The organism is Microbacterium sp. GQ128 (assembly GCF_059758615.1).
Genome location: NZ_JCAXDY010000001.1, coordinates 472,901 through 495,524 on the forward strand (window position 1 = coordinate 472,901; position 22,624 = coordinate 495,524).

At 67.9% G+C, this 22,624-nt stretch carries 23 protein-coding genes; 20 read left to right on the forward strand and 3 right to left on the reverse strand.

Annotated features, from left to right (window positions below; translation table 11 throughout):
- Nucleotides 1-17: 17 nt before the first annotated feature.
- Nucleotides 18-941 (reverse strand): formate/nitrite transporter family protein, encoded by a 924-nt coding sequence (locus AC6CHX_RS02305; protein WP_240745195.1) that lies wholly within the window; start codon nucleotides 939-941, stop codon nucleotides 18-20.
- A 256-nt stretch (nucleotides 942-1,197) separates the two neighbouring features.
- Here AC6CHX_RS02305 and AC6CHX_RS02310 point away from each other — a divergent pair, with 256 nt between their 5' ends.
- The gene (locus AC6CHX_RS02310; protein ID WP_498271492.1) at nucleotides 1,198-2,436 is read left to right on the forward strand and encodes an NAD(P)/FAD-dependent oxidoreductase; all 1,239 of its coding nucleotides are present in this window, start codon (nucleotides 1,198-1,200) and stop codon (nucleotides 2,434-2,436) included.
- Between the two features lie 21 nt (nucleotides 2,437-2,457).
- On the opposite strand, the gene AC6CHX_RS02315 is transcribed toward AC6CHX_RS02310, so the two are convergent.
- Complete coding sequence (locus tag AC6CHX_RS02315; protein ID WP_498271493.1) at nucleotides 2,458-2,778, reverse strand: hypothetical protein; 321 nt, start codon at nucleotides 2,776-2,778, stop codon at nucleotides 2,458-2,460.
- 102 nt (nucleotides 2,779-2,880) lie between these two features.
- Between AC6CHX_RS02315 and AC6CHX_RS02320 the strand changes: the two genes are divergently transcribed.
- The 11 genes from AC6CHX_RS02320 to aroQ all read left to right on the forward strand — a co-directional run bounded on the left by AC6CHX_RS02320 (nucleotide 2,881) and on the right by aroQ (nucleotide 14,204).
- Complete coding sequence (locus AC6CHX_RS02320; protein ID WP_498271494.1) at nucleotides 2,881-4,260, forward strand: replication-associated recombination protein A; 1,380 nt, start codon at nucleotides 2,881-2,883, stop codon at nucleotides 4,258-4,260.
- 182 nt (nucleotides 4,261-4,442) lie between these two features.
- Nucleotides 4,443-5,072 (forward strand): 30S ribosomal protein S4, encoded by a 630-nt coding sequence (gene rpsD / locus AC6CHX_RS02325; protein WP_029263334.1) that lies wholly within the window; start codon nucleotides 4,443-4,445, stop codon nucleotides 5,070-5,072.
- 125 nt (nucleotides 5,073-5,197) lie between these two features.
- Nucleotides 5,198-5,386, forward strand: a complete 189-nt coding sequence (locus tag AC6CHX_RS02330; RefSeq protein ID WP_105721276.1) for a hypothetical protein — start codon at nucleotides 5,198-5,200, stop codon at nucleotides 5,384-5,386.
- A 55-nt stretch (nucleotides 5,387-5,441) separates the two neighbouring features.
- On the forward strand, nucleotides 5,442-8,102 hold the full coding sequence (gene alaS, locus AC6CHX_RS02335) for an alanine--tRNA ligase (protein ID WP_498271495.1): 2,661 nt from the start codon (nucleotides 5,442-5,444) through the stop codon (nucleotides 8,100-8,102).
- Nucleotides 8,099-8,572, forward strand: a complete 474-nt coding sequence (ruvX, locus tag AC6CHX_RS02340) for a Holliday junction resolvase RuvX (protein WP_136043961.1) — start codon at nucleotides 8,099-8,101, stop codon at nucleotides 8,570-8,572. The genes alaS and ruvX overlap by 4 nt, the downstream gene beginning before the upstream one ends.
- A gap of 2 nt (nucleotides 8,573-8,574) precedes the next feature.
- Entirely contained in the window at nucleotides 8,575-10,077 is a 1,503-nt protein-coding gene (mltG, locus tag AC6CHX_RS02345; RefSeq protein ID WP_498271496.1) for an endolytic transglycosylase MltG, read from the forward strand.
- Nucleotides 10,078-10,081: 4 nt separating this feature from the next.
- Nucleotides 10,082-10,894, forward strand: coding sequence for a shikimate dehydrogenase family protein (locus AC6CHX_RS02350; protein WP_498271497.1), 813 nt, complete (start codon nucleotides 10,082-10,084; stop codon nucleotides 10,892-10,894).
- A gap of 59 nt (nucleotides 10,895-10,953) precedes the next feature.
- Nucleotides 10,954-12,183, forward strand: a complete 1,230-nt coding sequence (gene aroC / locus AC6CHX_RS02355) for a chorismate synthase (RefSeq protein WP_498271498.1) — start codon at nucleotides 10,954-10,956, stop codon at nucleotides 12,181-12,183.
- Entirely contained in the window at nucleotides 12,167-12,688 is a 522-nt protein-coding gene (locus AC6CHX_RS02360) for a shikimate kinase (RefSeq protein WP_498271499.1), read from the forward strand. Before aroC ends, AC6CHX_RS02360 begins: the two co-directional genes overlap by 17 nt.
- On the forward strand, nucleotides 12,685-13,773 hold the full coding sequence (gene aroB / locus AC6CHX_RS02365; RefSeq protein WP_498271500.1) for a 3-dehydroquinate synthase: 1,089 nt from the start codon (nucleotides 12,685-12,687) through the stop codon (nucleotides 13,771-13,773). The genes AC6CHX_RS02360 and aroB overlap by 4 nt, the downstream gene beginning before the upstream one ends.
- Entirely contained in the window at nucleotides 13,770-14,204 is a 435-nt protein-coding gene (gene aroQ, locus AC6CHX_RS02370; RefSeq protein ID WP_498271501.1) for a type II 3-dehydroquinate dehydratase, read from the forward strand. The genes aroB and aroQ overlap by 4 nt, the downstream gene beginning before the upstream one ends.
- Nucleotides 14,205-14,215: 11 nt before the next feature.
- Here the strand turns inward: aroQ and AC6CHX_RS02375 are convergent, their stop codons facing one another.
- Nucleotides 14,216-14,590, reverse strand: a complete 375-nt coding sequence (locus tag AC6CHX_RS02375; protein WP_452325570.1) for a hypothetical protein — start codon at nucleotides 14,588-14,590, stop codon at nucleotides 14,216-14,218.
- A gap of 235 nt (nucleotides 14,591-14,825) precedes the next feature.
- On the opposite strand from AC6CHX_RS02375, the gene efp reads away from it, so the two are divergent.
- The 8 genes from efp (at nucleotide 14,826) to AC6CHX_RS02415 (ending at nucleotide 22,571) form a co-directional block, all read left to right on the forward strand.
- Entirely contained in the window at nucleotides 14,826-15,386 is a 561-nt protein-coding gene (gene efp, locus AC6CHX_RS02380; protein ID WP_029263344.1) for an elongation factor P, read from the forward strand.
- A 3-nt stretch (nucleotides 15,387-15,389) separates the two neighbouring features.
- Nucleotides 15,390-15,800, forward strand: coding sequence for a transcription antitermination factor NusB (nusB, locus tag AC6CHX_RS02385; RefSeq protein WP_136043954.1), 411 nt, complete (start codon nucleotides 15,390-15,392; stop codon nucleotides 15,798-15,800).
- A gap of 47 nt (nucleotides 15,801-15,847) precedes the next feature.
- Nucleotides 15,848-18,805, forward strand: a complete 2,958-nt coding sequence (locus tag AC6CHX_RS02390; RefSeq protein ID WP_498271502.1) for a DEAD/DEAH box helicase — start codon at nucleotides 15,848-15,850, stop codon at nucleotides 18,803-18,805.
- A 180-nt stretch (nucleotides 18,806-18,985) separates the two neighbouring features.
- Nucleotides 18,986-19,843 (forward strand): hypothetical protein, encoded by an 858-nt coding sequence (locus AC6CHX_RS02395; RefSeq protein WP_498271503.1) that lies wholly within the window; start codon nucleotides 18,986-18,988, stop codon nucleotides 19,841-19,843.
- Nucleotides 19,840-20,175: a hypothetical protein gene (locus AC6CHX_RS02400; protein WP_498271504.1), complete on the forward strand. Its 336-nt coding sequence runs from the start codon at nucleotides 19,840-19,842 to the stop codon at nucleotides 20,173-20,175. The genes AC6CHX_RS02395 and AC6CHX_RS02400 overlap by 4 nt, the downstream gene beginning before the upstream one ends.
- 145 nt (nucleotides 20,176-20,320) lie before the next feature.
- On the forward strand, nucleotides 20,321-21,898 hold the full coding sequence (locus AC6CHX_RS02405; protein ID WP_498271505.1) for a Rieske 2Fe-2S domain-containing protein: 1,578 nt from the start codon (nucleotides 20,321-20,323) through the stop codon (nucleotides 21,896-21,898).
- Nucleotides 21,899-21,936: 38 nt separating this feature from the next.
- Nucleotides 21,937-22,194 carry a hypothetical protein gene (locus AC6CHX_RS02410; protein ID WP_498271506.1) on the forward strand — a complete coding sequence of 86 codons (258 nt, stop codon included), beginning with the start codon at nucleotides 21,937-21,939 and terminating at the stop codon, nucleotides 22,192-22,194.
- Nucleotides 22,191-22,571 (forward strand): type II toxin-antitoxin system VapC family toxin, encoded by a 381-nt coding sequence (locus AC6CHX_RS02415; protein ID WP_498271507.1) that lies wholly within the window; start codon nucleotides 22,191-22,193, stop codon nucleotides 22,569-22,571. Before AC6CHX_RS02410 ends, AC6CHX_RS02415 begins: the two co-directional genes overlap by 4 nt.
- Nucleotides 22,572-22,624: the final 53 nt, after the last annotated feature.

Here is a 22,624-nt window from a genome sequence, read left to right on the forward strand (position 1 = left end):
CTTCCGTGCGTCTTCGGTCAGACCCGCGACGGCTCTCGCTCCGCCGTGGTGTTGTCGATGCCCTGCACCGGCTCCTCCGCTGCGGTCGTCGCGACGGCCGCCACGCGCGATCGGCGCTCGGTTCGACGCGCCTCGCGGGCGGCCCGAACCTTCGGGCGGCCGTGCGTGTAGTAGATCGGCAGACCGACGAAGAGCAGGCCGCCGACGAGGTTGCCCACGACCGTCGGGATCTCGTTCCAGACGAGGTAGTCCCAGACGGTGAAGTCGGCGCCCATCAGAAGGCCGGAGGGGAACAGGAACATGTTCACGATCGAGTGCTCGAAGCCCATGTAGAAGAAGAGCATGATCGGCAGCCACATCGCGACGATCTTGCCGATGGTGCTGTCCGACACCATCGCGAGGACCACGCCGGTGGAGACCATCCAGTTGCAGAGCACGCCGCGGATGAAGAGCGTCAGCATGCCGGCGGCACCGTGGTCCGCGTATCCGACCGTGCGCCCGTGGCCGATCTCGCTGATCGCCTCGCCCACGGCGCTGGGAGCGGTCGAGAACCCGTAGGTGAAGTAGATGGCCATCAGGATCGCCACCAGGAAGGCGCCTCCGAAGTTGCCGAGGAAGACGAGCCCCCAGTTGCGCATCAGCGCTCCGAACGTGGCACCGGGACGACGATCGAGCACGGCGAGCGGTCCGAGCGTGAAGACGCCGGTGAGCAGGTCGTAGCCCAGCAGATAGAGCATCACGAAGCCGACTGGAAAGAGCACGGCGCCCAGGAGCGGCTGTCCGGTCTGGGTGGAGACGGTGACGGCGAAGGCGGCGGCGATCGTGAGCAGTGCCGCGCCCATGAAGGCGCGGATCAGAGTGTCGCGGGTGGACAGCTGCAGTTTGTACGCGCCGGCATCGACCATGCGCGTGGCGAGCTCGGCGGGCTTGATGTAGGACACAGGACCTCCACGGGGACGGGAGCACGGATGCTCGACTGACTCGAGCATGCGCGAGCCGCGTTTCCGGGGGCAGCACCGGAAGTTACGACTGTGGAGCGAATCCCTCACTTCCCGTTCATCGCCGTGTGAGATGACTGTCGTTATCCATCCGTGATGCGATCGTTCGCGGCGCGAAACACGTCGCGTGACATCCGGGAAACACGGGCCGAATAGCGTCGCGGTTACGGCACGATCGCCGCCGACAGGAGCTGCACCGATGAATCATCCACTCGTCACCGAGATCGTCGTGGTCGGTGCGGGGATGGCGGCGCAGCGTTTCGTCGAGCAGCTCGTGCAGCGGGCCGGCGATGACGTGCGCGTCACAGTGATCGGCGATGAGGGCCGCCGACCTTACGACCGCACGCGCCTACGGGAGCTGTTCCTCGGTGGCTCGGCTGACGATCTCCCGCTGCCGTTCGCAGCGTTCGAGGACGACCGGGTCGAGTTGATCCTGGACGATCGTGTGCTGCACATCGACCGTCGGGCGCAGACGGTGCGGACCCGGTCGCGTCGCCTGCATCGGTACGACGTGCTGGTGCTCGCCACCGGCGCGGCCGCGGGCCGGGTCGCGGTGGATGGTGCGGCACTTCCCGGCTGCTTCTCGTATCGCACCGTCGAGGATGCGGAGGCGCTGCGGGCCTTCGTGGGCGCACGCGCGTCGGAGCTGGAGAGGGATCTGCGCGGGGTGGTCGTCGGCGGAGGCCCCATCGGACTCGAGGCTGCCGGTGCGCTGCAGGCGATCAGGGTCGACGCCACGGTGGTGCAGTACGCCGATCGGCTGATGGAGACGCAGCTCGACGGCACCGCGGGAAGCATCGTGAAGCGTCATCTGCAGGCGCGGGGGATCGCAGTGCGCACCGGGACGCGCGTCACACGGCTCGACCCGGACGAATCCGGCGTCGTCACGGCGATCGAGTTCCAGGACGGCTCCTTCCAGCGTGTGGACGTCGTCGTGTTCACGGTCGGGCTGCGAGCGCGCGACGAGCTCGCCCGCAACGCCGGGATCGCGGTTCATCCCTATGGAGGCGTCATCATCGACGACGCCTGCCGGACCTCGGATCCGGCGGTGCTGGCCATCGGCGAGGTCGCCAGTCTCGACGGACGTCGTTTCGGTCTCGTCGCTCCGGCCCGCGACATGGCCGACGTGGCGGTGGGGCGAATCCTCGGCCAGGAAACGAGTTTCTCCGGATTCGACGAATCCGCCGCGATCACGCTGGCCGGCGTCGATGTCGCGAGCTTCGGGGATGCACTCGCTCGGACGCCGGACGCGGTCGACGTGCTCTACGCGGATCCCGTCGCCGGGGTCTATCGGAAGCTGGTGCTGGCGGGGGACGCGCACACGCTGCTCGGGGGAATCCTGGTCGGCGACGCCTCTGCCTACCCGGCGCTGCACACTCTGGTCGGCGCCCGCCTCGAAGCGGATCCGTCGTCGTACGTGCTGCCGAGTCGCGGTTAGCGGTTTCCGACGGCCCGGGTGCTACTCGGCCGGGGTCTCCGAGGGGACCGGTGCCGGGCTCTCCGACGGTGCGTCGGTCGGAGCCGTCGTCGGCGAGTCGGTCGGCGTGGTCGTCGGCACGACGGTCGGAGTCGGTGTGGGTTCCGGTGCCGTCACCTGCGCGTGCACGACCTGGCTGCCGATCGCGGCGACGACGATGAGGCTGCCGACGATCGCGGCGATCGTGTTGTCGCGGACGCGGCGGCGGATCTGCCCCTCGTGCCACTGGGTGCGCGCGGTGTGCAGTCGCGCGCGCTCTGCGGCGGTGCGTGACTGAGAGTTCTTGGAACCGCGTGCGGCCATGCCTGGATCTCCTGTTCCGACACCGGTGCGCGGCGTCGCTGAGAGCCTACCGGGGCGAGCGCGCCCGCCCGAAGTGTCAGGGGCCGCCGGTAGCCTGGAGGGATGACCTCCCCTGCCGCGCTGCTCTCCGGGCAGACGCCTCTCGCCGTGCGCATGCGCCCGATCTCGCTCGATGAGGTCGCGGGCCAGCGGCATCTGCTGCGTGCAGGGTCTCCCATCGTCGCCCTCGCCGATCCGGATGCGGCGTCGCCGGGTGCGGTGTCGATCATCCTGTGGGGTCCGCCGGGCACCGGGAAGACCACCCTCGCGCAGGCGATCGCCCGCTCCTCGGGTCGGCGCTTCGTCGAGCTGTCCGCCATCACGGCGGGTGTCAAGGACGTGCGCGAGGTCATGCAGGAGGCGATCACGCAGCGAGACCTCTACGGTCAGACGACTATCCTCTTCCTCGACGAGATCCACCGGTTCACGAAGGCGCAGCAGGACGCTCTGCTGCCCGGCGTCGAGAACGGGTGGGTGATCCTGATCGCCGCGACCACCGAGAACCCGTCGTTCTCCGTGATCTCTCCGCTGCTGTCACGTTCGCTGCTGCTCACTCTTCAGCCGCTCACCGACGACGACATCGGCGTGCTCGTGGATCGCGCCGTCGTCGATGCGCGGGGGCTGAACGGTGCCGTCGCCCTGAGCGCCGAGGCGCGGGCTGCGCTGATCCGCCTCGCTTCGGGAGACGCCAGACGCGCGCTCACCGGTCTCGAGGCCGGCGCTGCGGTCGCCCTCTCGCATGCTTCCGCTGCGGTGGATCAGCCGGACGAGGCCGCGGAAGACGATTCGGACGACACGGCGACGGTGCCCGAGGTCTCGGCCGACGACGTCGCCCAGGCGGTCGACAAGGCGCTGCTGCGCTACGACCGTCAGGGCGACGAGCACTACGACGTCATCAGTGCGTTCATCAAGTCGATCAGGGGCTCCGACCCCGATGCCGCGCTGCACTACCTCGCGCGAATGATCGAAGCGGGGGAGGACCCGCGGTTCATCGCGCGACGCCTGGTGATCTCGGCGTCGGAAGACGTCGGTCTCGCCGATCCTCAGGCCCTCATCATCGCGGTCGCCGCCGCCGATGCCGTCGCGTTCATCGGCATGCCCGAGGGGCGCATCCCGCTTGCCGAGGCGACGGTCTATCTCGCGACCACCGCGAAATCCAACGCCGCCTACGTCGGGATCGACGCCGCGATCGCCGACATCCGCTCCGGGGGCTTCGGACGTGTGCCGCTGCACCTGCGCGACGCGCACTATCCGGGGGCCAAACGCCTCGGGCACGGCCGCGGTTACGTCTACTCCCACGACAGCGAGTACGGCGTCGTGCCGCAGCAATACCTGCCGGACGAGCTCGACGGCAAGCACTACTACGAGCCGAAGAATCTGGGTGCCGAGCGCGACATCGGTTCGCGACTGGAGCGCATCCGCCGCATCCTCGGCGACCGGTGATCCGCACGATCGGGCGCGGAGCCGCGATCTGTTAGACTTGAGCGGCTCGAAACCGTGTTTTCGGGCATCTCCTCGTTCACACCACACCTTGCTGGCGCCCCGGCGTGCGCTCCAAGGCAGAACGCGGACGATACGTCCGTGAGTCGTGAAAGTCGCGACCACGTCATCGGAAGGACAACTTCGTGACCACGAAGTCCCAGGACCGCCGCAAGGTGCGTCTGAGCCGTGCCCTCGGCATCCCGCTCACCCCGAAGGCCGCCCGCTACCTCGAGAAGCGTCCCTACGCTCCGGGTGAGCACGGCCGCACCAAGCGCAAGGCAGACAGCGACTACGCCGTCCGTCTGCGTGAGAAGCAGCGTCTGCGCGAGCAGTACGGCATCCGCGAGAAGCAGATGCGCAACACGTTCAACGAGGCCCGTCGTCACGACGGTCTGACCGGTGAGAACCTGGTCGAGCTCCTCGAGATGCGTCTCGACGCACTCGTGGTGCGTTCGGGCTTCGCCCGCACCACCGCACAGGCTCGCCAGCTCGTCGTGCACCGTCACATCCTCGTCGACGGCCAGCTCGTCGACCGCCCGTCGTTCCGCGTGAAGCCGGGTCAGCTCATCCACGTCAAGCCCAAGAGCGAGGGCACCGAGCCCTTCCAGGTGGCAGCAGCCGGCGGTCACGCCGAGGTCCTGCCTCCCGTTCCCGGCTACCTCGAGGTCGAGCTCGACAAGCTCCAGTCGCGTCTGGTTCGTCGTCCGAAGCGCGCCGAGGTCCCCGTGACCTGCGAAGTGCAGCTCGTCGTCGAGTACTACGCGGCTCGCTGAGCATCGCTCACGCTGCTCTCTGAGAGCATCAACGCAAGAGGCGTCGGGGTGACCCGACGCCTCTTGTCGTTTCGGCATACGATGGTGACACCGCGCCTTCGCGGGTCAAGGGCAAGGATGACGACATGAAGAGCTTGCAGTGGTTCCTGATCGGTGTGATCGGCGGCTTCGTCGCGGCTCACTTCATGAACAAGGACCCGCGCGGTCACGACATCCTCGCCGAGGTCGACGCCCGCATCAACGGCTTCACAGCGATCATCGGCGACGCCTACCGCGAGCAGGAGGCACGGCTCACGGAGCCGGGCAAGAACTGAACCACCGCAGCAGCGCTCCGGCGCGGCATCTTCACGCAAGGACACCCGGAACTCTATGAAAACTGCGGAGATCGCGCAGCGTTACCTCGACTTCTTCGAGAAGAACGACCACCTCATCGTCCCCTCGGCCTCGCTGGTCAGCGACGACCCGTCGCTGCTGTTCACGGTCGCCGGCATGGTGCCGATGATCCCGTATCTCACGGGCGTCGTTCCTGCGCCTCACCCGCGTATCGCCGACGTGCAGAAGTGCATCCGCACGAACGACATCGAAGAGGTCGGCCGGACCGCGCGTCACGGCACGTTCTTCCAGATGCTCGGCAACTGGTCGTTCGGCGACTACTTCAAGGAAGGCGCGATCCGCTACGCCTGGGAGCTGCTGACGAGTTCCGAGTCCGACGGCGGTCTCGGCTTCGACGAGAAGGACCTCTGGGTCACCGTCTACGAGACCGATGACGAGGCCGAGGCCATCTGGCGCGACATCATCGGACTGAAGCCCGAGCGCATCCAGCGGTTGGGGCGAGCGGATAACTACTGGAACACCGGACAGCCCGGTCCTGGCGGCCCCGACTCCGAGATCTTCTTCGATCGCGGTCCGGCATACGGCAAGGACGGCGGCCCCGCCGTCGACGACTCGCGGTTCCTGGAGATCTGGAACCTCGTGTTCATGCAGGACCTCCTCGAGAACATCCGCAGCAAGACGGAGTTCGACATCGTCGGCGAGCTGCCGATGAAGAACATCGACACCGGCATGGGACTCGAGCGCGTCGCCTTCCTCAAGCAGGGCGTCGAGAACATGTACGAGTCGGACCAGGTGCGTCCGGTTCTCGACCGCGCCGTCGAACTATCCGGACGCCCCTACGGTGTGCAGCACGAAGACGACGTGCGCTTCCGCGTCGTCGCCGACCACGTGCGCTCCTCGCTCATGCTCCTCTCCGACGGAGTGCGTCCGTCCAACGAGGGGCGCGGGTACATCCTCCGCCGCCTCATGCGCCGTACGGTCCGCTCCATGCGTCTGCTCGGCGTCGACGAGCCGGTGTTCCCCGAGCTGTTCGCCGCATCGCGCGACGTCATGAAGACCACGTATCCCGAGCTCGAGACCGACTGGTCCGTGCTCTCCGCGTCGGCATTCGCCGAAGAGGAGACCTTCCGACGCACCCTCGTCGCTGGTTCGACGATCCTCGACCTCGCGCTGGACGAGACGAAGAAGGGCGGCGGGAAGACCCTCAGCGGCCCCGAGGCGTTCCTGCTGCACGACACCTACGGCTTCCCGATCGACCTCACGCTCGAGGTCGCCGAAGAAGCGGGGCTCGAGGTCGACCGCACAGCGTTCGACACTCTCATGCAGGAGCAGCGTCAGCGCGCCAAGGACGACGCCCGCAATCGCAAGCGTCAGCTCGCTGACGTCTCGGTCTACCGCGACCTGCGCGCCCTGGGCGAGACCGGCTTCGACGGGTACACGGCCCTCGAGGTCGAGTCCCGTGTGATCGGGCTCCTCGTCGACGGGGTGCCGGTGCGCAGCGCCGCCGAGGGGCAGATCGCCGAGGTCGTGCTCAGCGAGACCACGCTGTATGCCGAGTCGGGCGGTCAGGTCGCCGACAAGGGCACCATCGTCGGTCCGGGCTATGAGCTCGAGGTCCTCGACGTGCAGAAGCCCGTTCCCGGGCTCATCAGCCACACCGTCGAGGTCGCCCGCGGAAGTGTCGCGGTCGACGACGTCGCGACGACCGTCGTCGACGCCGCCAACCGTCGCGCGGCACGGCAGGCGCACTCGGCCACGCACCTCGTGCACGCCGCTCTCCGCGACACGCTCGGACCGACTGCTACGCAGGCGGGGTCGTTGAACCGCGCCGGCTACATGCGGTTCGACTTCTCGTGGTCGCAGGCGCTCTCCGCCGACACCCGCAGCGAGATCGAGGAGATCACCAACCGCGCGGTGCAGGACGCCCTCGAGGTGACCACGCGCATCGTCTCGCTGGACGAGGCGAAGGAAGCCGGCGCGATGGCTCTGTTCGGCGAGAAGTACGGCGACGTCGTGCGTATGGTCGACATCGGCGGCCCCTGGTCGCGTGAGCTGTGCGCAGGCACGCACGTGGGTACCAGTGCCGAGATCGGGCTGGTCAGCCTGGTCGGAGAATCGTCCGTCGGCGCGTCCAACCGTCGCATCGAGGCCCTCGTGGGCGCTGATGCCTTCCGCGAGCTCGCGGCCGAGCGGGCCATCGTCTCCCAGCTCACCAGTTCGCTGAAGACGCCCCGTGAGCAGCTGCCCGAGCGCATCGCCGATCTCACCGCGAGTCTGAAGGCGGCGGAGAAGCGCATCGCGCAGTTCGAGTCCAAGGAGCGGGCGGGGCAGATCCCGGCCATCGTCGAGGCGGCGAAGCGTGTCGGATCCTTCCGACTGGCGGCGCAGAACCTCGGCGACGTCGCTTCCGCGGATGACGTGCGCGACCTCGTCAACGGGGTTCGCGATCGCCTCGGCTCCGATGCCGCTGTCGTCGCTCTCGGCGCGGTCGTCAACGGTCGCCCGGTCGTGGTCGTCGCGACGAACGACGCCGCTCGGTCCGCCGGCGCGAAGGCGGGGGCACTGGCGAAGCGTGCCGCAGGTGTGCTCGGCGGCGGTGGCGGCGGCCGCGATGACGTCGCCCAGGGCGGAGGCGCGGATGCGTCGGCTCTTCCCGCGGCGCTCGACGCCATCTCACAGGAGCTGCACGTCGCGTGAGCGGCTTCCGCCGTGGTGTGCGGCTCGGCATCGACGTGGGTCGGGCGAGGGTCGGCGTTGCCCGCTGCGACCCCGACGGCATGCTCGCCGTGCCGGTCGAGACGGTGGCTCGTGATGAGGCGTCGATCGATCGTCTCATCCAGCTGGCGGGGGAGTACGAGCCCTTGGAGTTCGTGGTCGGACTGCCGGTGAACATGCAGGGCACCGACACGCCATCGACGACCGATGCACGGGAGTTCGCAGCCGCTCTCCAACAGCGCAGCGGCATCGTCGTGCGGCTCGTGGACGAGCGGCTGAGCACCGTTTCCGCGCACGCCGCCCTGCGCAGTTCCGGGAGATCTCAGAAGAAGTCTCGTAGCATTGTGGATCAGGTCGCCGCCGTGGTGCTTCTGCAGCAGGCGATCGACATGGAGAAGAGCACCGGAAACCCGGCCGGTGCCGCCATCTCGCCCGACGAGGAGCACGCCTGACGATGTCCGAACGCGACAGCGGAACGCCGCGGCACGACGCCGACTCCCGCCTGGGGGAACTGTTCGAGAACCTTCCCGAGCCGACCAAGCAGATCCCCACGGTCGACAACAGCGCGCCCGCCCCCGGTTCGCGTCGTGCAGCCCGTGAGGCCGCATCCGGGGATGGCGCCGCCGCTCCCGGTACGGGCGCATCGGGCATCCCCTTCCCGCCATCGACCGTTCCGGTGCGCGCTTCCGCCGACGAGGTGGTCGCTTCCGGCGGCGAAGCTCCGTCGCCGATCCCGGTGCGTGCGTCCGCCGACGCTGCCGACACACCGACGCGGGCCGTCCCCGTGGTCACACCGCCGTCGGCGACCGCCGCACCCGAACCAGTGATCGGCGGAGGTCTCGACGACCTCTTCGCCCCGCACGACGATCACGTCGACGCGAAGCCGAAGAAGAAACGCCGCAAGGGATGCCTGATCGCGCTGATCATCGTCCTCGCGATCATCGGCGGGCTCGCTGGAGCGGGCGTCTGGGTGGCGAACACCTACGGTGACAAGATCAGCGAGGCGATGGGCTGGGGCGAGCCGAAGGATTGGGAACCCGGGCAGGCGAGCGGCGAAGCCCTGGTCACGATCAAGGACGGCGACACCGGCGGTCCGGTCTCCGTCGCCCTCCATGAAGCGGGCGTCACGAAGACCGAGGATGTGTTCTACGACTACTTGGTGGACGAAGGCCTCAACCCGACGTTTTACCCCGGGGTCTACCGCCTGCAGGAGAAGATGACGGCCGAGGCGGCCCTCGCCGCTCTCGAGGACGAGGCCAACAAGCTCGAGAACACGGTGTCGGTCGGCGAGGGCGCCACGATCGTCTCGTCACTGCCCGGCATGGCGGAGACGCTCGGTCTTCCGCTCGCCGATTTCGAGGCCGCGGTGAAGGACCCGGCGCAATACGGAGTCGACGCCCGGAGCCTCGAGGGCTGGCTGTTCCCTGCCGTCTACACGTTCGATCCCGAGGTCACCCCGACGCAGGTCATCCAGCGGATGGTCGACCGCACCCGCCAAGCGCTCGATGAGGCCGGAGTGCCACCCGAAGACGCACAGCGCGTGCTGACGATCGCCTCCATCATTCAGCGCGAAGGCAGGTTGGACGACTTCCCGAAGGTGTCGAGAGTGATCCAGAACCGTCTGGACATCGACATGCTGCTGCAGATGGATTCGACGGCCCAGTACGGCTACGGATCGCTGCACGAGGGTGTCGTATCGAGCTCCAAGGAGGCGCTCGAGAGCGACAACGAGTGGAACACCTACAAGCGCGAAGGACTCCCCGCGACCCCGATCGCGAGCCCGAGCGATGCTGCCATCGATGCAGCGATGCATCCGGTGGACGGCCCCTGGCTGTACTTCGTCACGATCAATCTGGACACCGGAGAGACGCAGTTCTCGGAGACCATGTCCGAGCACGAGCAGGGGATCGAGAAGTGGCGCGAATGGTGCCGGGCGAACCCCGACGCTGGTTGCTGAGACGGTGACCGGTACCCGCCTGGCGGTCTGGGGAGACCCGATCGCGCACTCCAAGTCGCCCGACCTGCACGCCGCGGCCTACCGGGTGCTCGGCGTGGACTGGGAATACGGACGCCGTCAGGTCGCAGCCGACGCCTTCCCGGGCGCTCTCGCGGGACTCGACGACTCCTGGCGCGGTCTCTCGCTGACCATGCCGTTGAAGGAAGAGGCGTTCCGCGCGGCGGCGACGCGCGACGCCCACGCCGAACTCACCGGCGCCGTCAACACGCTGCTGCTCGGGGACTCGCCGGCGGGCTACAACACGGATGTCGGCGGGATCGTCGATGCGCTGGCCGAGGCGGGCGTCACCGAAACAGGAGCGGTGCGCATCCTCGGAGCCGGCGCCACGGCAGCCTCCGCCCTCGTGGCGGCATCCGAGATCGGTGCGAGCCGGGTGTTCGTGCATGCCCGTCGACCCGAACGGGCGGCGGGGCTCGTGGCTCTCGGGGCGCGCATCGATGTCGCGGTGGAGGCGCAGCCGCTCGATGCGAAGCCCTCGCGCGCCGATCTCACGATCGCGACTCTGCCCATTGGGACCACGCTCCCTGCCCACATCTCGACAGCACAGGCCGAGAGCGGGGGAGCGCTGTTCGATGCCGCGTACGCTCCGTGGCCCTCGGCTCTCGCGGCGAGCTGGGGCGACGGGGCCGTGATCTCGGGACTCGGCATGCTGTTGCATCAGGCCGTGCGTCAGATCCGGATCTTCCATCACGGCGACCCCGCGATCGCGCTCCGGGACGAGGGGTCGGTCATCGCCGCCATGCGCGCGGCACTCTGACGCGCTCGCACGACGAAACGCGGCGCAGCGGGGGTCCGAACCCGTGGGAGACTGGAGCAATGCTCCGCGTGCTCACGGCCGGCGAATCCCACGGCCCAGAACTCATCGCCGTCATGGAGGGTCTGCCCTCCGGCGTCCCTGTCTCCTCCGAGGCCATCCAGGCCGATCTCGCCCGCCGCAAGCTGGGCTATGGCCGCGGCTCCCGCATGAAGTTCGAGCAGGACGAGCTGACCATCTCGGGCGGCGTCCGACACGGCAAGAGCCTGGGAAGCCCGATCGCCCTGCGTATCGGCAACACCGAGTGGCCGAAGTGGATCGAGGTCATGAACCCCGAGCCCGTCGAGCTCACGGACAAATCCCGCGGGCGCAGCGCTCCGCTGACGCGTCCGCGTCCGGGGCATGCCGACCTCGTGGGCATGCAGAAGTACGACTTCGACGAGGCGCGTCCTATCCTCGAGCGCGCGAGCGCGCGTGAGACGGCCGCGCGCGTCGCGCTCGGCGCCATCGCCCGTTCGTTCCTCGGCGAGCTCGGCATCCGTCTGGTCAGCCACACGCTCTCGATCGGGCCGGTCCAGGTTCCCCCGGGGTCTGTTCTTCCCACCCCGGACGACGTGGACGCCCTGGATGCCGATCCGCTCCGCTGCTTCGACGCCGCGACGTCGGCGCTCATGGTCGCCGAGGTCGACGATGCGAAGAAGGACGGCGATACGCTCGGCGGCATCGTCGAGGTGCTGGCATACGGCCTCCCGCCCGGGCTGGGTTCGCACGTGCACTGGGACCGCCGTCTGGATGCCCGGCTCGCGCAGGCTGTGATGAGCATCCAGGCGATCAAGGGTGTCGAGGTCGGCGACGGTTTCGAGACCACTCGGCGCCGCGGATCCGCGGCGCACGACGAGCTGTTCGCCACGGCGGACGGCATCACCCGCGGCTCCGACCGCGCCGGCGGCACCGAGGGCGGCATGTCCACCGGAACCGTGCTGCGCGTACGCGCCGGCATGAAGCCGATCGCCACGGTGCCGCACGCGCTGCGCACCATCGACATCGCGACCGGCGACGATGCGACCGCTCACCACCAGCGCTCGGACGTGTGTGCCGTCCCCGCTGCGGGTGTGGTCGCCGAGGCCATGGTCGCGGTCGAGCTCGCGAACGCCGTGCTGGAGAAGTTCGGCGGCGACAGCATCCGCGAGACCCGGCGCAACCTCGACGGGTACCTCGAGGGCATCCCGGCGGAGCTGCGCACGACGCCCGCGTCAGAAGCAGCGCTCATCGCGCATGACGAGCGAGGCTGACCCTCTGACGCTGGTGCTGGTCGGCCCGATGGCCGCCGGCAAGACCAGTGTCGGTCGGCGCGTCGCGCGTCGACTGGGAGTCGCTTTCGTCGACACAGACAAGCGCATCGTTGCGGCTCACGGGCCGATCCCCGACATCTTCGCCGAGCACGGAGAGCCGCACTTCCGCGAGCTCGAGCGTGCGGCCGTGGCCGAGGCCCTGTCCGAAGGCGGCGTGATCTCCCTGGGCGGCGGAGCGGTGACGCAGGCAGCCACGCGTGATCTGCTGAAGGATCAGCCGGTCGTCTTCCTGACCGTGAGCGCTGATGCGGTGGCCGGAAGGATCCGCGGCAGCAATCGTCCCCTGCTTGCGGGTGAGGAGGATCCGGTGGAGCGCTGGACAAAGATCTTCGAGGAGCGCCGGAGGTGGTACGCCGAGGTCGCCTCGACGACCTTCGACACCTCACGTCGTCCGATGCAGAAGATCGCGGACGACATCGTGGCATGGAGGAGAGAGCAGCGATGAGCACGACGACCATCAGCGTCACCGGGAATGACGCCTACGACATCACGATCGGGCGAGGAATCCTCGACCAGGTCTCCGCCGCGCTCGCGCCGGGTGTGCGCAAGATCCTGGTCGTGCACCCGCCGACGCTCGCCGCGCGTGCGGCCGAGCTGCGCGACCGGCTCCTCGCCGACACGGCGGATGGGCGCCGCGACGTTCTTCTCGCGGAGATCCCGGACGCGGAGCAGGGCAAGCGCATCGAGGTCGCCGCGTTCTGCTGGCAGGTGATGGGGCAGGCCGACTTCACCCGCAGCGACGCCGTCGTGGGCTACGGCGGCGGTGCCGTGACCGACCTCGCCGGGTTCGTCGCGGCGACCTGGCTGCGCGGTGTGCAGCTGGTCCAGGTGCCCACGACCGTCCTCGGGCTGGTCGATGCCGCGGTCGGCGGGAAGACCGGGGTCAACACGGCCGAGGGGAAGAACCTCGTCGGCGCGTTCTGGGCGCCCAGCGCAGTGATCGGCGACCTCGACGAGCTCGCCAGCCTGAGCCCGAACGAGGCGACGGCGGGGTACGCCGAGGTCGTGAAGGCGGGGTTCATCTGGGTGCCGGAGATCCTCGACATCGTCGAAGCCGACCCCGTACGCGCCGTCGACACGACGACCGAGGAGTTCCGTCGAACGATCGAACTCGCGATCGACATGAAGGCGAAGGTCGTCTCGGACGACTTCCGTGAGGCAGGTTTGCGCGAGATCCTCAACTACGGCCACACGCTCGGGCACGCGATCGAGCATGCCGAGCGCTACCGCTGGAGGCATGGCGCGGCGATCTCCGTGGGCATGCTGTACGCCGCGGAACTCTCCCGCCTCGCGGGACGACTCTCCGATGCCGCGGCCGAGCGCCACCGCACCATCCTCGAGTCCCTGGGGCTTCCCACGTCGTACCGCGCCGGAGCGTGGCCGCAGCTGCTCGCCACGATGCAGCGCGACAAGAAGAGCCGCGGCGGGATGCTCCGCTTCATCCTGCTCGACGACATCGCGAAGCCGACCGTGCTGCAGGCCCCCGACGAGTCGCTGATGTTCGCCGCCTACCAGGAGGTGGGCGCGTGAGTCGCCGCATCCTCCTGGTCAACGGACCGAACCTGAATCTGTTGGGCACGCGCGAACCCGAGGTCTACGGCACAGCGACGCTCGCCGACGTGGAGCGGATCACCGCCGCTGCCGCCGCGGAGTTCGACTTCGAGGTGCGCGCGGTGCAGAGCAACCACGAGGGCGTCCTGATCGACGCCATCCATGCCGCGCGGGAGGACTGCGCGGCGATCGTGATCAACCCCGGCGGGCTCACGCACACGTCCGTGGTGCTGCGGGACGCTCTGACCGGTGTCTCGCTGCCGTTCGCCGAGGTGCACATCTCCGACGTCTACGCTCGCGAGGAGTTCCGCCACCACTCCTATCTGCATGATGTCGCGGCGGTGCGCGTCATCGGCCGCGGCGTCGACGGATACGCCGACGCCGTCCGCGAACTGGTCGCGCACCTCTGACCGAAGGGTCCTCAGCGCGCCAGCGGGGTCCAGACGATCATCACGCAGATCACCATTCCGACGAGTGCGATCAGCGCCATCGTCAGGAAGCAGCCTGCCAGCGCGCGCAGCCGGGGCGGTCCCTCACGCACCGTCCACCGGATCACCAGCATCGCGAGGAGAAGTCCGATCACGAGCGTCGCGGTCACCAGGGCGACGGAAGCCGCTCGACCCGCGTCCAGCACGATCGCCACCAGGGGCACGAGACTCATGACGGCGAACAGCGCTGCGACGACGAGCCAGACCGTTCCGGAGGATGTGCGCAGCGCCGGCTGACTGGCCACCAGCGTCGGATCCCATCCGGCGTCCGGACGTCCGCTCCGTCTGCGCGCTGCTCTTCCGGGCATGAGCGGCCCTCCTTCCGCCTCCAGGTTGAGCGTCGCGCGCGTGCGAGTCAACGGGGGTGCGCGGGCCGGAGCTGCGGGCGTATGTTCGGGTGCGACGGGCCGATTCGCCGCCCGCCCCCACTGGCGCACGATGGACCGTACGGCAGACAGAGTGCGGGGGTCATGCCGGTCATCCCTTAGACTCGACTGTCGGCCTCGTCCGAACCCGCAGACACACGAACGGAACTCGCAGCGCATGGCATCTACCGCAGACATCAAGAACGGCGTCGTCCTCAGCATCGACGGGCAGCTCTGGAGCGTCATCGAGTTCCAGCACGTCAAGCCCGGCAAGGGTGGCGCGTTCGTGCGTACCAAGCTGAAGAACGTCGTGTCCGGCAAGGTCGTCGACCGTACGTACAACGCGGGCGCGAAGATCGAGATCGAGAACGTCGACCGCCGCGACTACACGTACCTGTACACCGATGGTGACGGCTACGTCTTCATGGACCAGACCGACTTCGACCAGATCACGGTCGGTGCGGCGACGGTCGGCGACGCGAAGAACTTCCTGCTCGAGAACCAGGCCGTGACCATCGCCCTGAACAACGGCAACCCGCTGTACATCGACCTCCCGGCGTCCGTGATCCTCGAGATCACCTACACCGAGCCGGGCCTGCAGGGCGACCGCTCGTCGGCCGGCACCAAGCCCGCGACTCTCGAGACCGGCTACGAGATCCAGGTGCCGCTGTTCGTCGAGACCGGCACCAAGGTCAAGGTCGACACCCGCACGGGTGACTACCTCGGCCGCGAGAAGTAAGGCGTGAGCGCCCGGACGAAGGCGCGCAAGCGCGCTCTCGACATCCTGTTCTCCGCCGATGTGCGCGGGGACGACCTCGCGGTGACCCTGGCCGCCGAGGCGAAGCGCGCGGCGAGCGAGCCGGCCCGCGAGGCCTCCTGGCTCTATGCGCGCGAGATCGTCGACGGCATCATCGACCAGCGCGATGAGATCGACGAGCAGATCACGACCCACAGCCGCGACTGGAAGCTCGAGCGGATGCCCGCGGTAGACCGCGCGCTGCTCCGCATCGCCGTGTGGGAGGTCCTCTACAACGACGAGGTGCCGACGGCCGTCGCGATCGATGAGGCTGTGGAGCTCGCGAAGGAGTTCTCGACCGACGACTCCGGCGCGTTCGTGCACGGCGTCCTGGCGCGGGTGGCCCGCTCCGCCTGACCTGCCCCGCGCGAGGCACTGTCGGGGGTGCCGGAGAGGATGGGGGCATGTCCCTTGCGTCCGATCCGTCCCGCTCCGATGGGTCATCATCGGCGGACTGGCGGTCCATCCTCGGTTTGCCGCGCGACGACGCCGAGACTCCGCTCGCACTCGGTGTCGAACTTCGGTTGCGTGACGGCCGAGGCGCGAACCCGTGGGCGTCCCGTCCGCAACGCACGGCGACCGCTCGCGATGTGGCCAAGCGCACCGGTGAGATCCTGCTCGGAATCCGACCGCTCGAGAAGAGCGCGGCGACGGGGGCATGGGTGCAGGGCACCGCGACGTGGGACGCGGTTCGCCGCTCGCCCACGCAGTACGGTCGCGATCGGTCGCGGTGGTTCGCCGACCTGCTCAGCATCGCGCGCGACACGCTCCTCTCCGGAACGGCCGGCGACTGGCTGGTGGTCGACCTGATCGAGTCCGGCCTGCTCTGGGGGCACCTTCGTGCTGCGGCCGCCGTCGGGATCCCCCTGGTCGCCACCCAGAAGAGCACGACCGTCGTGCTCGCGGAGCACGCGTCGATCGGTGCGACCGTCGGACGCGGCGACGGCGGACTCATCGTGCAGACGGCTGTCACGATCGACGGCCGCGAGGTGGAACCCTCCGCCGTGCGGCCCATCGGGCACAGCGGGGTGTACGAGGTCGCGCAACGCGGGACGACGCTCCGCGTGACGCTGGCGGAGGTGTCGATCAGCCGACCCGTCCACGCTCTGCTCGGCGCCCGAGACGGCCTCGAGGTGCCCGCTCACGACGAGGCGGCGTTCTTCCGTGACGCCTATCCGCTGTTGGCGCGTCGCATCGACGTTCGCCCGGTCGGCCGGATCGAGCTGCCGCCGCTTCCCGCGCCGCGCGCCGTGCTGGCCCTGTCCTTCCAGCGGGGCGACACCGTGAAGTACACGTTCGAGTGGGACTACCACGGGTTCGGACTGGTTCCCTTCGCGCCGAGTGCCGATGCAGTACGCGACATCCCCGGTGAGCAGGCGATCCTGGGCGCTCTCCAAAGCGTGTGGACGGAACGGCTGGGGGAGGAGCTCGCACCAACGGGCGCGTTCCACGACGTCGCCGCCGCCGAGTTCGTCAGCCGTGTGGTGCCGGCGCTGGAGGCCGAGGGCGTCACGGTCACCGTGACGGGTCGCACCAAGAGCTATCACGAGCTGACGGGCGAGCCGGAGATCACGGTCACCACCGTCGAGAGCACCGACCCCGACTGGTTCGATCTCGGCATCCTGGTGACGATCGACGGTCGGACGATCCCGTTCGGTCCACTCTTCACGGCGTTGAGCACGGGGAAGAGGAAGCTCCTCCTCTCCGACGGGGGCTATTTCTCGCTGAGTCACCGCGCGCTGGATCGTCTCCGTGAGCTGATCGAGGAGGCTGGCGAGCTCGAGGAGTGGGAGACCGGTCCTCGCATCAGCCGGCACCAGACCGACCTCTGGGAGGAGTTCGAGGATCTCGCTGATGAAGCGCTTCCCGCTGTGACGTGGCGGGCCACGGCCGACGGCCTGCGTCGGGCGAGCTCGGTACCGGCGGTGACGGTGCCGCAGGGGATCACGGCCGAACTCCGCCCGTATCAGAAGGAGGGACTCGACTGGCTCTCCTTCCTGTGGGCTCACCGGCTGGGCGGCATCCTCGCCGACGATATGGGCCTCGGCAAGACGCTGCAGCTGCTGGCCCTCATCATGCACGCGCGCGAAGCGGGGGAGCGGCGACCGTTCCTCGTCGTCGTTCCGACGTCTGTCCTCGCGACCTGGCGTGGTGAGGCCGCACGATTCGCGCCGACGCTGCGCGTGCTGGTCAGAGCGAGCACGCAGGGTCCGGCGCTGACCGACTCGCTTCACGACATCGACCTGGTGATCACGACCTATGCGGTCGCACGGCTCGACGAAGACGTGTACGCCGGTGTCGAATGGGCCGGTCTCATCCTCGACGAGGCACAGTTCGTCAAGAACCCGGAGACCAAGCTGCACCGTGCGGTCGCGACCTTCCGCGCCGACGTCACCTTCGCGGTCACCGGGACCCCGATGGAGAACAGTCTGAGCGAGTTGTGGGCGCTGCTCAAGCTGACGGCGCCCGGTCTCTTCGCCTCGGCCCGGAAGTTCCGTGAGGACTACATCCAGCCGATCGAGCAGGGCAAGGTTCCCGAGAACGAGGAGGGTGGCGAGTATCGCCAGCGCCGCCTCGAGCGGCTGCGCCGCCGCATCCGTCCACTTTTGCTGCGACGCACGAAAGAGCTCGTCGCCCCGGAGCTGCCGGCGAAACAGGAGCAGATCCTCGAGGTCGAGCTGAGCTCTTCCCACCGGGCGCTCTACGAGGTCGTCCTTCAACGCGAGCGGCAGAAGGTGCTGGGGCTGCTGGAAGACCTCGACCGCAACCGCTTCATCGTGTTCCGCTCCCTGACGCTGATGCGCATGCTCAGTCTCGCTCCCGGCCTGATCGATCCCGAAGACGCGAAGATCGGCTCCCGCAAGCTCGATGTTCTGCTCGAGCGCGTGATCGAACTGCAGGCGGAGGGGCATCGGGCTCTGGTGTTCAGCCAGTTCACGTCGTTCCTCGACATGGCCGCGGCGCGCCTCGATGCCGCAGGCATCCCGTATGCGCATCTCGACGGTTCGACGCGACACCGCCAGAAGGTGGTCGACGGCTTCACGTCGGGGGAGCAGCCGGTGTTCCTCATCAGCCTGAAGGCCGGAGGTTTCGGACTCACCCTCACCGAGGCCGACTATGTCTTCCTGCTCGACCCGTGGTGGAACCCGGCTGCCGAGGCGCAGGCCGTCGACCGCACGCATCGCATCGGTCAGGACAGCCAGGTGTTCGTCTATCGAATGATCGCCACCGGCACGATCGAGGAGAAGGTGCTCGAACTCCAGCGCCGGAAGGCGCGCCTGTTCACGGCGGTCCTCGACGACGAGGCGCTGTTCGCGCAGTCCCTCTCCGCCGACGACATCCGCGGACTGTTCGACGCCTGACCGGATTACTCACGGAGCGTTTCAATGGAGGACGAGTGTAGGCGCGTCGTCTGGAGCTCGACCCTGAGGGGGTGGGTGGGGCGCACTACGAGAAGTTCGACGTGCAAGCGCTCGCAACCCGTGCGCAGCTAGAGTGTTACCGGTTAGCGGGAATTGAATAGAGAAGAGACGAAGATGCACATGAGAACGCACCGGACAGTAGGAATCGTCATCGCGGGAGCGTTGGCAGCAACTTTGGTGACGGTCACACCGGCTCTCGCCGAGGAAGGAACGCCCTCGTATAGGGAGGGGGATCAGGCGGTCGCAAGCGCTCTAGACAACCTGGATGAAGGTCTGCTCCAGCACCCCGTCGGCTCCCAGTCGCCAGCGCGGGACAATTCCGCTGCTGTCACGGGCGACGCCCATTTGGACGTGATCATCCCGGCCAATGCCGGAGATGGCGTTTCCATGACCGTAGGGGAGTTCTCGCTCGGGATATCTCTCCCCAATGCCGCAACCGCAGGACCCGCCAGCACGCTGGAGAACGGCGCCATCGCGTTTGCGTCCGGCGGCGAGAGCTCCAACGCCGTCGTTCCGACGGAGGGCGGCGTACAGCTCCTCTCCGTCATCGAAAACGAACGGGCGTCCGAGTCCTACGCGTATGAACTGTCGATTCCCGCAGGGCACATGCTCGTGGCGACTGACGAGGGCGGGGCGCAGATCATTGATGCGCAAGGTGCGACCAAGGTGGTCTTTGAGCCGGCTTGGGCCCGCGACGCCGATGGCGAGGCAGTACCAACGCATTACGACGTCGAGGGAACCACCTTGACGCAGATTGTCGAGCATCAGGCCCTGAGTGATGTGGCGTACCCCGTCGTCGCCGACCCTCTCCCCTTGGTCGTTATCGTCGTGACGACGATCGCGATGATCGTCGTTGCCGCAGCGGTACTCGGTGTCGCTACTTGGATCGTTGTCAGCTGGTGGAACACGTGCCGGGCAATGGGGAAGTATCCCGAGCTGTCTACGAAGAACGGCTTCACTGCCAGGTGCGTACGATGACGAGCACTGAAGCGGTGATCGGAATGCGTGGCTCGGCTTCGCCGACGGTTGGCTATTGCCTGGTCGTTCTTCATTCACTCCTCATCTCGGCCGGGATCGTGCTCGTGGGATGGATGCTATGCGCGGCCGCGGCATTCGGCGGCGGGACGACGATCTCTATTCCATTTGTGGCGACGTTTCGCGGCGCTGGCGGATGGGAAGATGCTCCGGCCGTGACGATCACCGGATCCCTAGGTGCCACTACTCTCCTGATAGCCGCACTGGCAGCGCTCATCAGTTTGTTGATCATCGGCTCGTCCCGGCAGCGATTCCCCCACGGCTCCAACGTCTGACGTGCGGCGCGGCGGCCTCGCGCGGCGATACGTCGGCGAGGCCGCCGCGGCATTCGACGCCTGACCGGATTACTCACGGCGGGGTCGACCGGTCCCACAGGGAGCCCTCGGTACAATCGAACGGTTCACTTTCGGGAGGAATGCAATGCGGATCACGGGACTCGGCCACGCCGGGATGTTCATCGAGACTTTGGGCGGGAACATCATCTGCGACCCGGTCCTCGGGCCGTCGTTCTACGGTTCCTGGTTCCCATTCCCCGACAACCGCGGCCTCGACTGGGAGCGCTTCGGCCGCGAAGCCGACTTCCTCTGGATCTCGCACCGCCACCGCGATCACTTCGACCCGAAGCTCCTCGAGCGGTACATCCGCAAGGACATCGAGGTGCTGCTTCCGGAGTACCCGACCGATGACCTCGAGAAGGACATCCGGGCACTCGGATACACGAACATCACCTACGCACCGGCCGGTCAGGTGATCCAGCGCGGCGAGCTCAAGATGATGATCACGCCGCTGCGCGCGCCCAGCGACGGCCCGATCGGCGACTCCTCGCTGAGCGTCGACGACGGCACCGGCTCGGTGCTCAACCAGAACGACTCGCACCCGCTCGACCTCGAGAAGCTGCTCGACTTCGGCAAGCCCGATGCCTACTTCACCCAGGTGTCGGGTGCCATCTGGTGGCCCATGGTCTACGACCTGCCGCTCGACGCCAAGCAGAACTTCGCCCGACTCAAGCGCGAGGCGCAGAACAAGCGCGCCATGTACTACATCGAGAAGGTCGACGCCCCGCACGTCTTCCCGATGGCCGGCCCGCCCATGTTCCTCCGCGACGACCTCTTCGACTTCAACGGGCTCGGCAACAACGGCGAATCGATCTTCACGGATCAGAAGCAGTTCCTCGCGCACATGAAGGAGCTCGCGCCGCAGTACGACGGCCAGCTGTTCATTCCCGGCACCGTGGTCACGGTCGACGGGGGAGCGGTCACGACCGAGCAGACCCTGTACACCGAGGCCGAGATCGCGCACATCTTCGATGAGAAGTGGGACTACCTCGAGGGACAGCGCGCGAGCCGTCAGCAGGAGATCCGCGACGAGGAGGCCTCTCGCGCCGAGATCATCCCGCCGGCGGAGATGCTCGAGGCGATCAAGAACTGGTGGGAGCCGCTGCTGAAGAAGTCCCGCACGATCCGGCTCGGGGTCGGCGGCTGCGTGCGCTTCCGCATCGGCGAGCTCGACATGGTCGTGGACTTCCCGCGGGCCAAGGTCCGCGAGTATGCGGGCGAGGAGTGCGTGTACTGGTACACGATCCCCGCCGACCTCGTCTCGACCAACATCGTCGACCACGAGATCGACTGGTCGAACTCGATCTTCCTCTCCATGCAGTTCTCCGTGGGACGAAGCGGCAAGTTCAACGAGTTCCTCACCACGTTCCTCAAGTGCCTCTCGGTCGACCGCATCGAGTACGTCGAGAACTGGTACCAGGAGCAGACCGACCAGACGGAGGATGCCGAGATCGGCGACTGGGTCGTGCAGCGCCGCTGTCCGCACCTGCGCGCAGACCTCACCCGTACGGGAACGGTCGACGAAGACGGCATCCTCACGTGCAGCATGCACGACTGGAAGTGGGACCTGAAGACCGGGCGCTGCCTCTCGACCGCCGGGCACGCGATCCGTTCGTCGAAGATCGACGACGTCACCGACCCGGTGCTGCAGGAGGCGAGCTGACCTGTACCACCTCGGCATTGCGGTGGTACTCTGACGGCATGCCCACAGCCTTGACGCGGATTCAGGTCACCCAGACCGCGCAGCTCCGAGATGCTGTGGAGCTCGCGGAGCAGGAGTGGCCCGGCCTGCCGAAGTCCGAACTCGTCGCGAGGCTGGCGGTGCTGGGCGCCGAGGCTCTCGCCAGCAGGCGTTCGGCAAAGCGGGCAGCGCGACGCGCCGCGCTGGAGGCGACGAGAGGAACGGTCGCGTATCCACCGGGGTATCTCGAAGAACTCCGGAAGGACTGGCCGGAGTGATCGTGCTCGACGCCGGTGTGCTCATCGCGCACCTCTCGGTGGATGACATCCATCAGGACGCGGCGTTCGAGATCCTCGACACAGAGGAGGATCTGCTGATCCACCCGCTGACGCTGGCGGAAGCCCTGGTGCACCCCGCTCGCATGGGCACGGAACTCGCCGACCTCGCGAAGATCGATTCCCTCGGGCTCTTGCGGCGCGAGGAGACGGTGGACGAAGCGGTCCACATCGCACGTCTGCGAGCAACATCGTCGCTGAAGCTGCCGGATTGCGCCGTCCTCGTCACAGCGGAAGAGTTCGGCGCCACGCTCGCCACCTTCGATCGTCGACTCGCGAGCGTGGCCCGCGAACGCGGCGTCGCTGTCGTGGGTGCCTGAAGGCTCCGATACACTGGCATGACAAGCAACCTTTAACACCGTCCTGTGAGGCG

Bases quoted from the DNA above. Each gene is read 5' to 3' on its own strand.
- AC6CHX_RS02310 (WP_498271492.1), top strand. From the start codon at position 1,198: ATGAATCATCCACTCGTCACCGAGATCGTCGTGGTCGGTGCGGGGATG.
- AC6CHX_RS02315 (WP_498271493.1), bottom strand. From the start codon at position 2,778: ATGGCCGCACGCGGTTCCAAGAACTCTCAGTCACGCACCGCCGCAGAG.
- AC6CHX_RS02320 (WP_498271494.1), top strand. From the start codon at position 2,881: ATGACCTCCCCTGCCGCGCTGCTCTCCGGGCAGACGCCTCTCGCCGTG.
- AC6CHX_RS02330 (WP_105721276.1), top strand. From the start codon at position 5,198: ATGAAGAGCTTGCAGTGGTTCCTGATCGGTGTGATCGGCGGCTTCGTC.
- alaS (WP_498271495.1), top strand. From the start codon at position 5,442: ATGAAAACTGCGGAGATCGCGCAGCGTTACCTCGACTTCTTCGAGAAG.
- mltG (WP_498271496.1), top strand. From the start codon at position 8,575: ATGTCCGAACGCGACAGCGGAACGCCGCGGCACGACGCCGACTCCCGC.
- aroC (WP_498271498.1), top strand. From the start codon at position 10,954: ATGCTCCGCGTGCTCACGGCCGGCGAATCCCACGGCCCAGAACTCATC.
- AC6CHX_RS02360 (WP_498271499.1), top strand. From the start codon at position 12,167: ATGACGAGCGAGGCTGACCCTCTGACGCTGGTGCTGGTCGGCCCGATG.
- aroB (WP_498271500.1), top strand. From the start codon at position 12,685: ATGAGCACGACGACCATCAGCGTCACCGGGAATGACGCCTACGACATC.
- AC6CHX_RS02375 (WP_452325570.1), bottom strand. From the start codon at position 14,590: ATGCCCGGAAGAGCAGCGCGCAGACGGAGCGGACGTCCGGACGCCGGA.
- efp (WP_029263344.1), top strand. From the start codon at position 14,826: ATGGCATCTACCGCAGACATCAAGAACGGCGTCGTCCTCAGCATCGAC.
- AC6CHX_RS02390 (WP_498271502.1), top strand. From the start codon at position 15,848: ATGTCCCTTGCGTCCGATCCGTCCCGCTCCGATGGGTCATCATCGGCG.
- AC6CHX_RS02395 (WP_498271503.1), top strand. From the start codon at position 18,986: ATGAGAACGCACCGGACAGTAGGAATCGTCATCGCGGGAGCGTTGGCA.
- AC6CHX_RS02400 (WP_498271504.1), top strand. From the start codon at position 19,840: ATGACGAGCACTGAAGCGGTGATCGGAATGCGTGGCTCGGCTTCGCCG.
- AC6CHX_RS02405 (WP_498271505.1), top strand. From the start codon at position 20,321: ATGCGGATCACGGGACTCGGCCACGCCGGGATGTTCATCGAGACTTTG.
- AC6CHX_RS02410 (WP_498271506.1), top strand. From the start codon at position 21,937: ATGCCCACAGCCTTGACGCGGATTCAGGTCACCCAGACCGCGCAGCTC.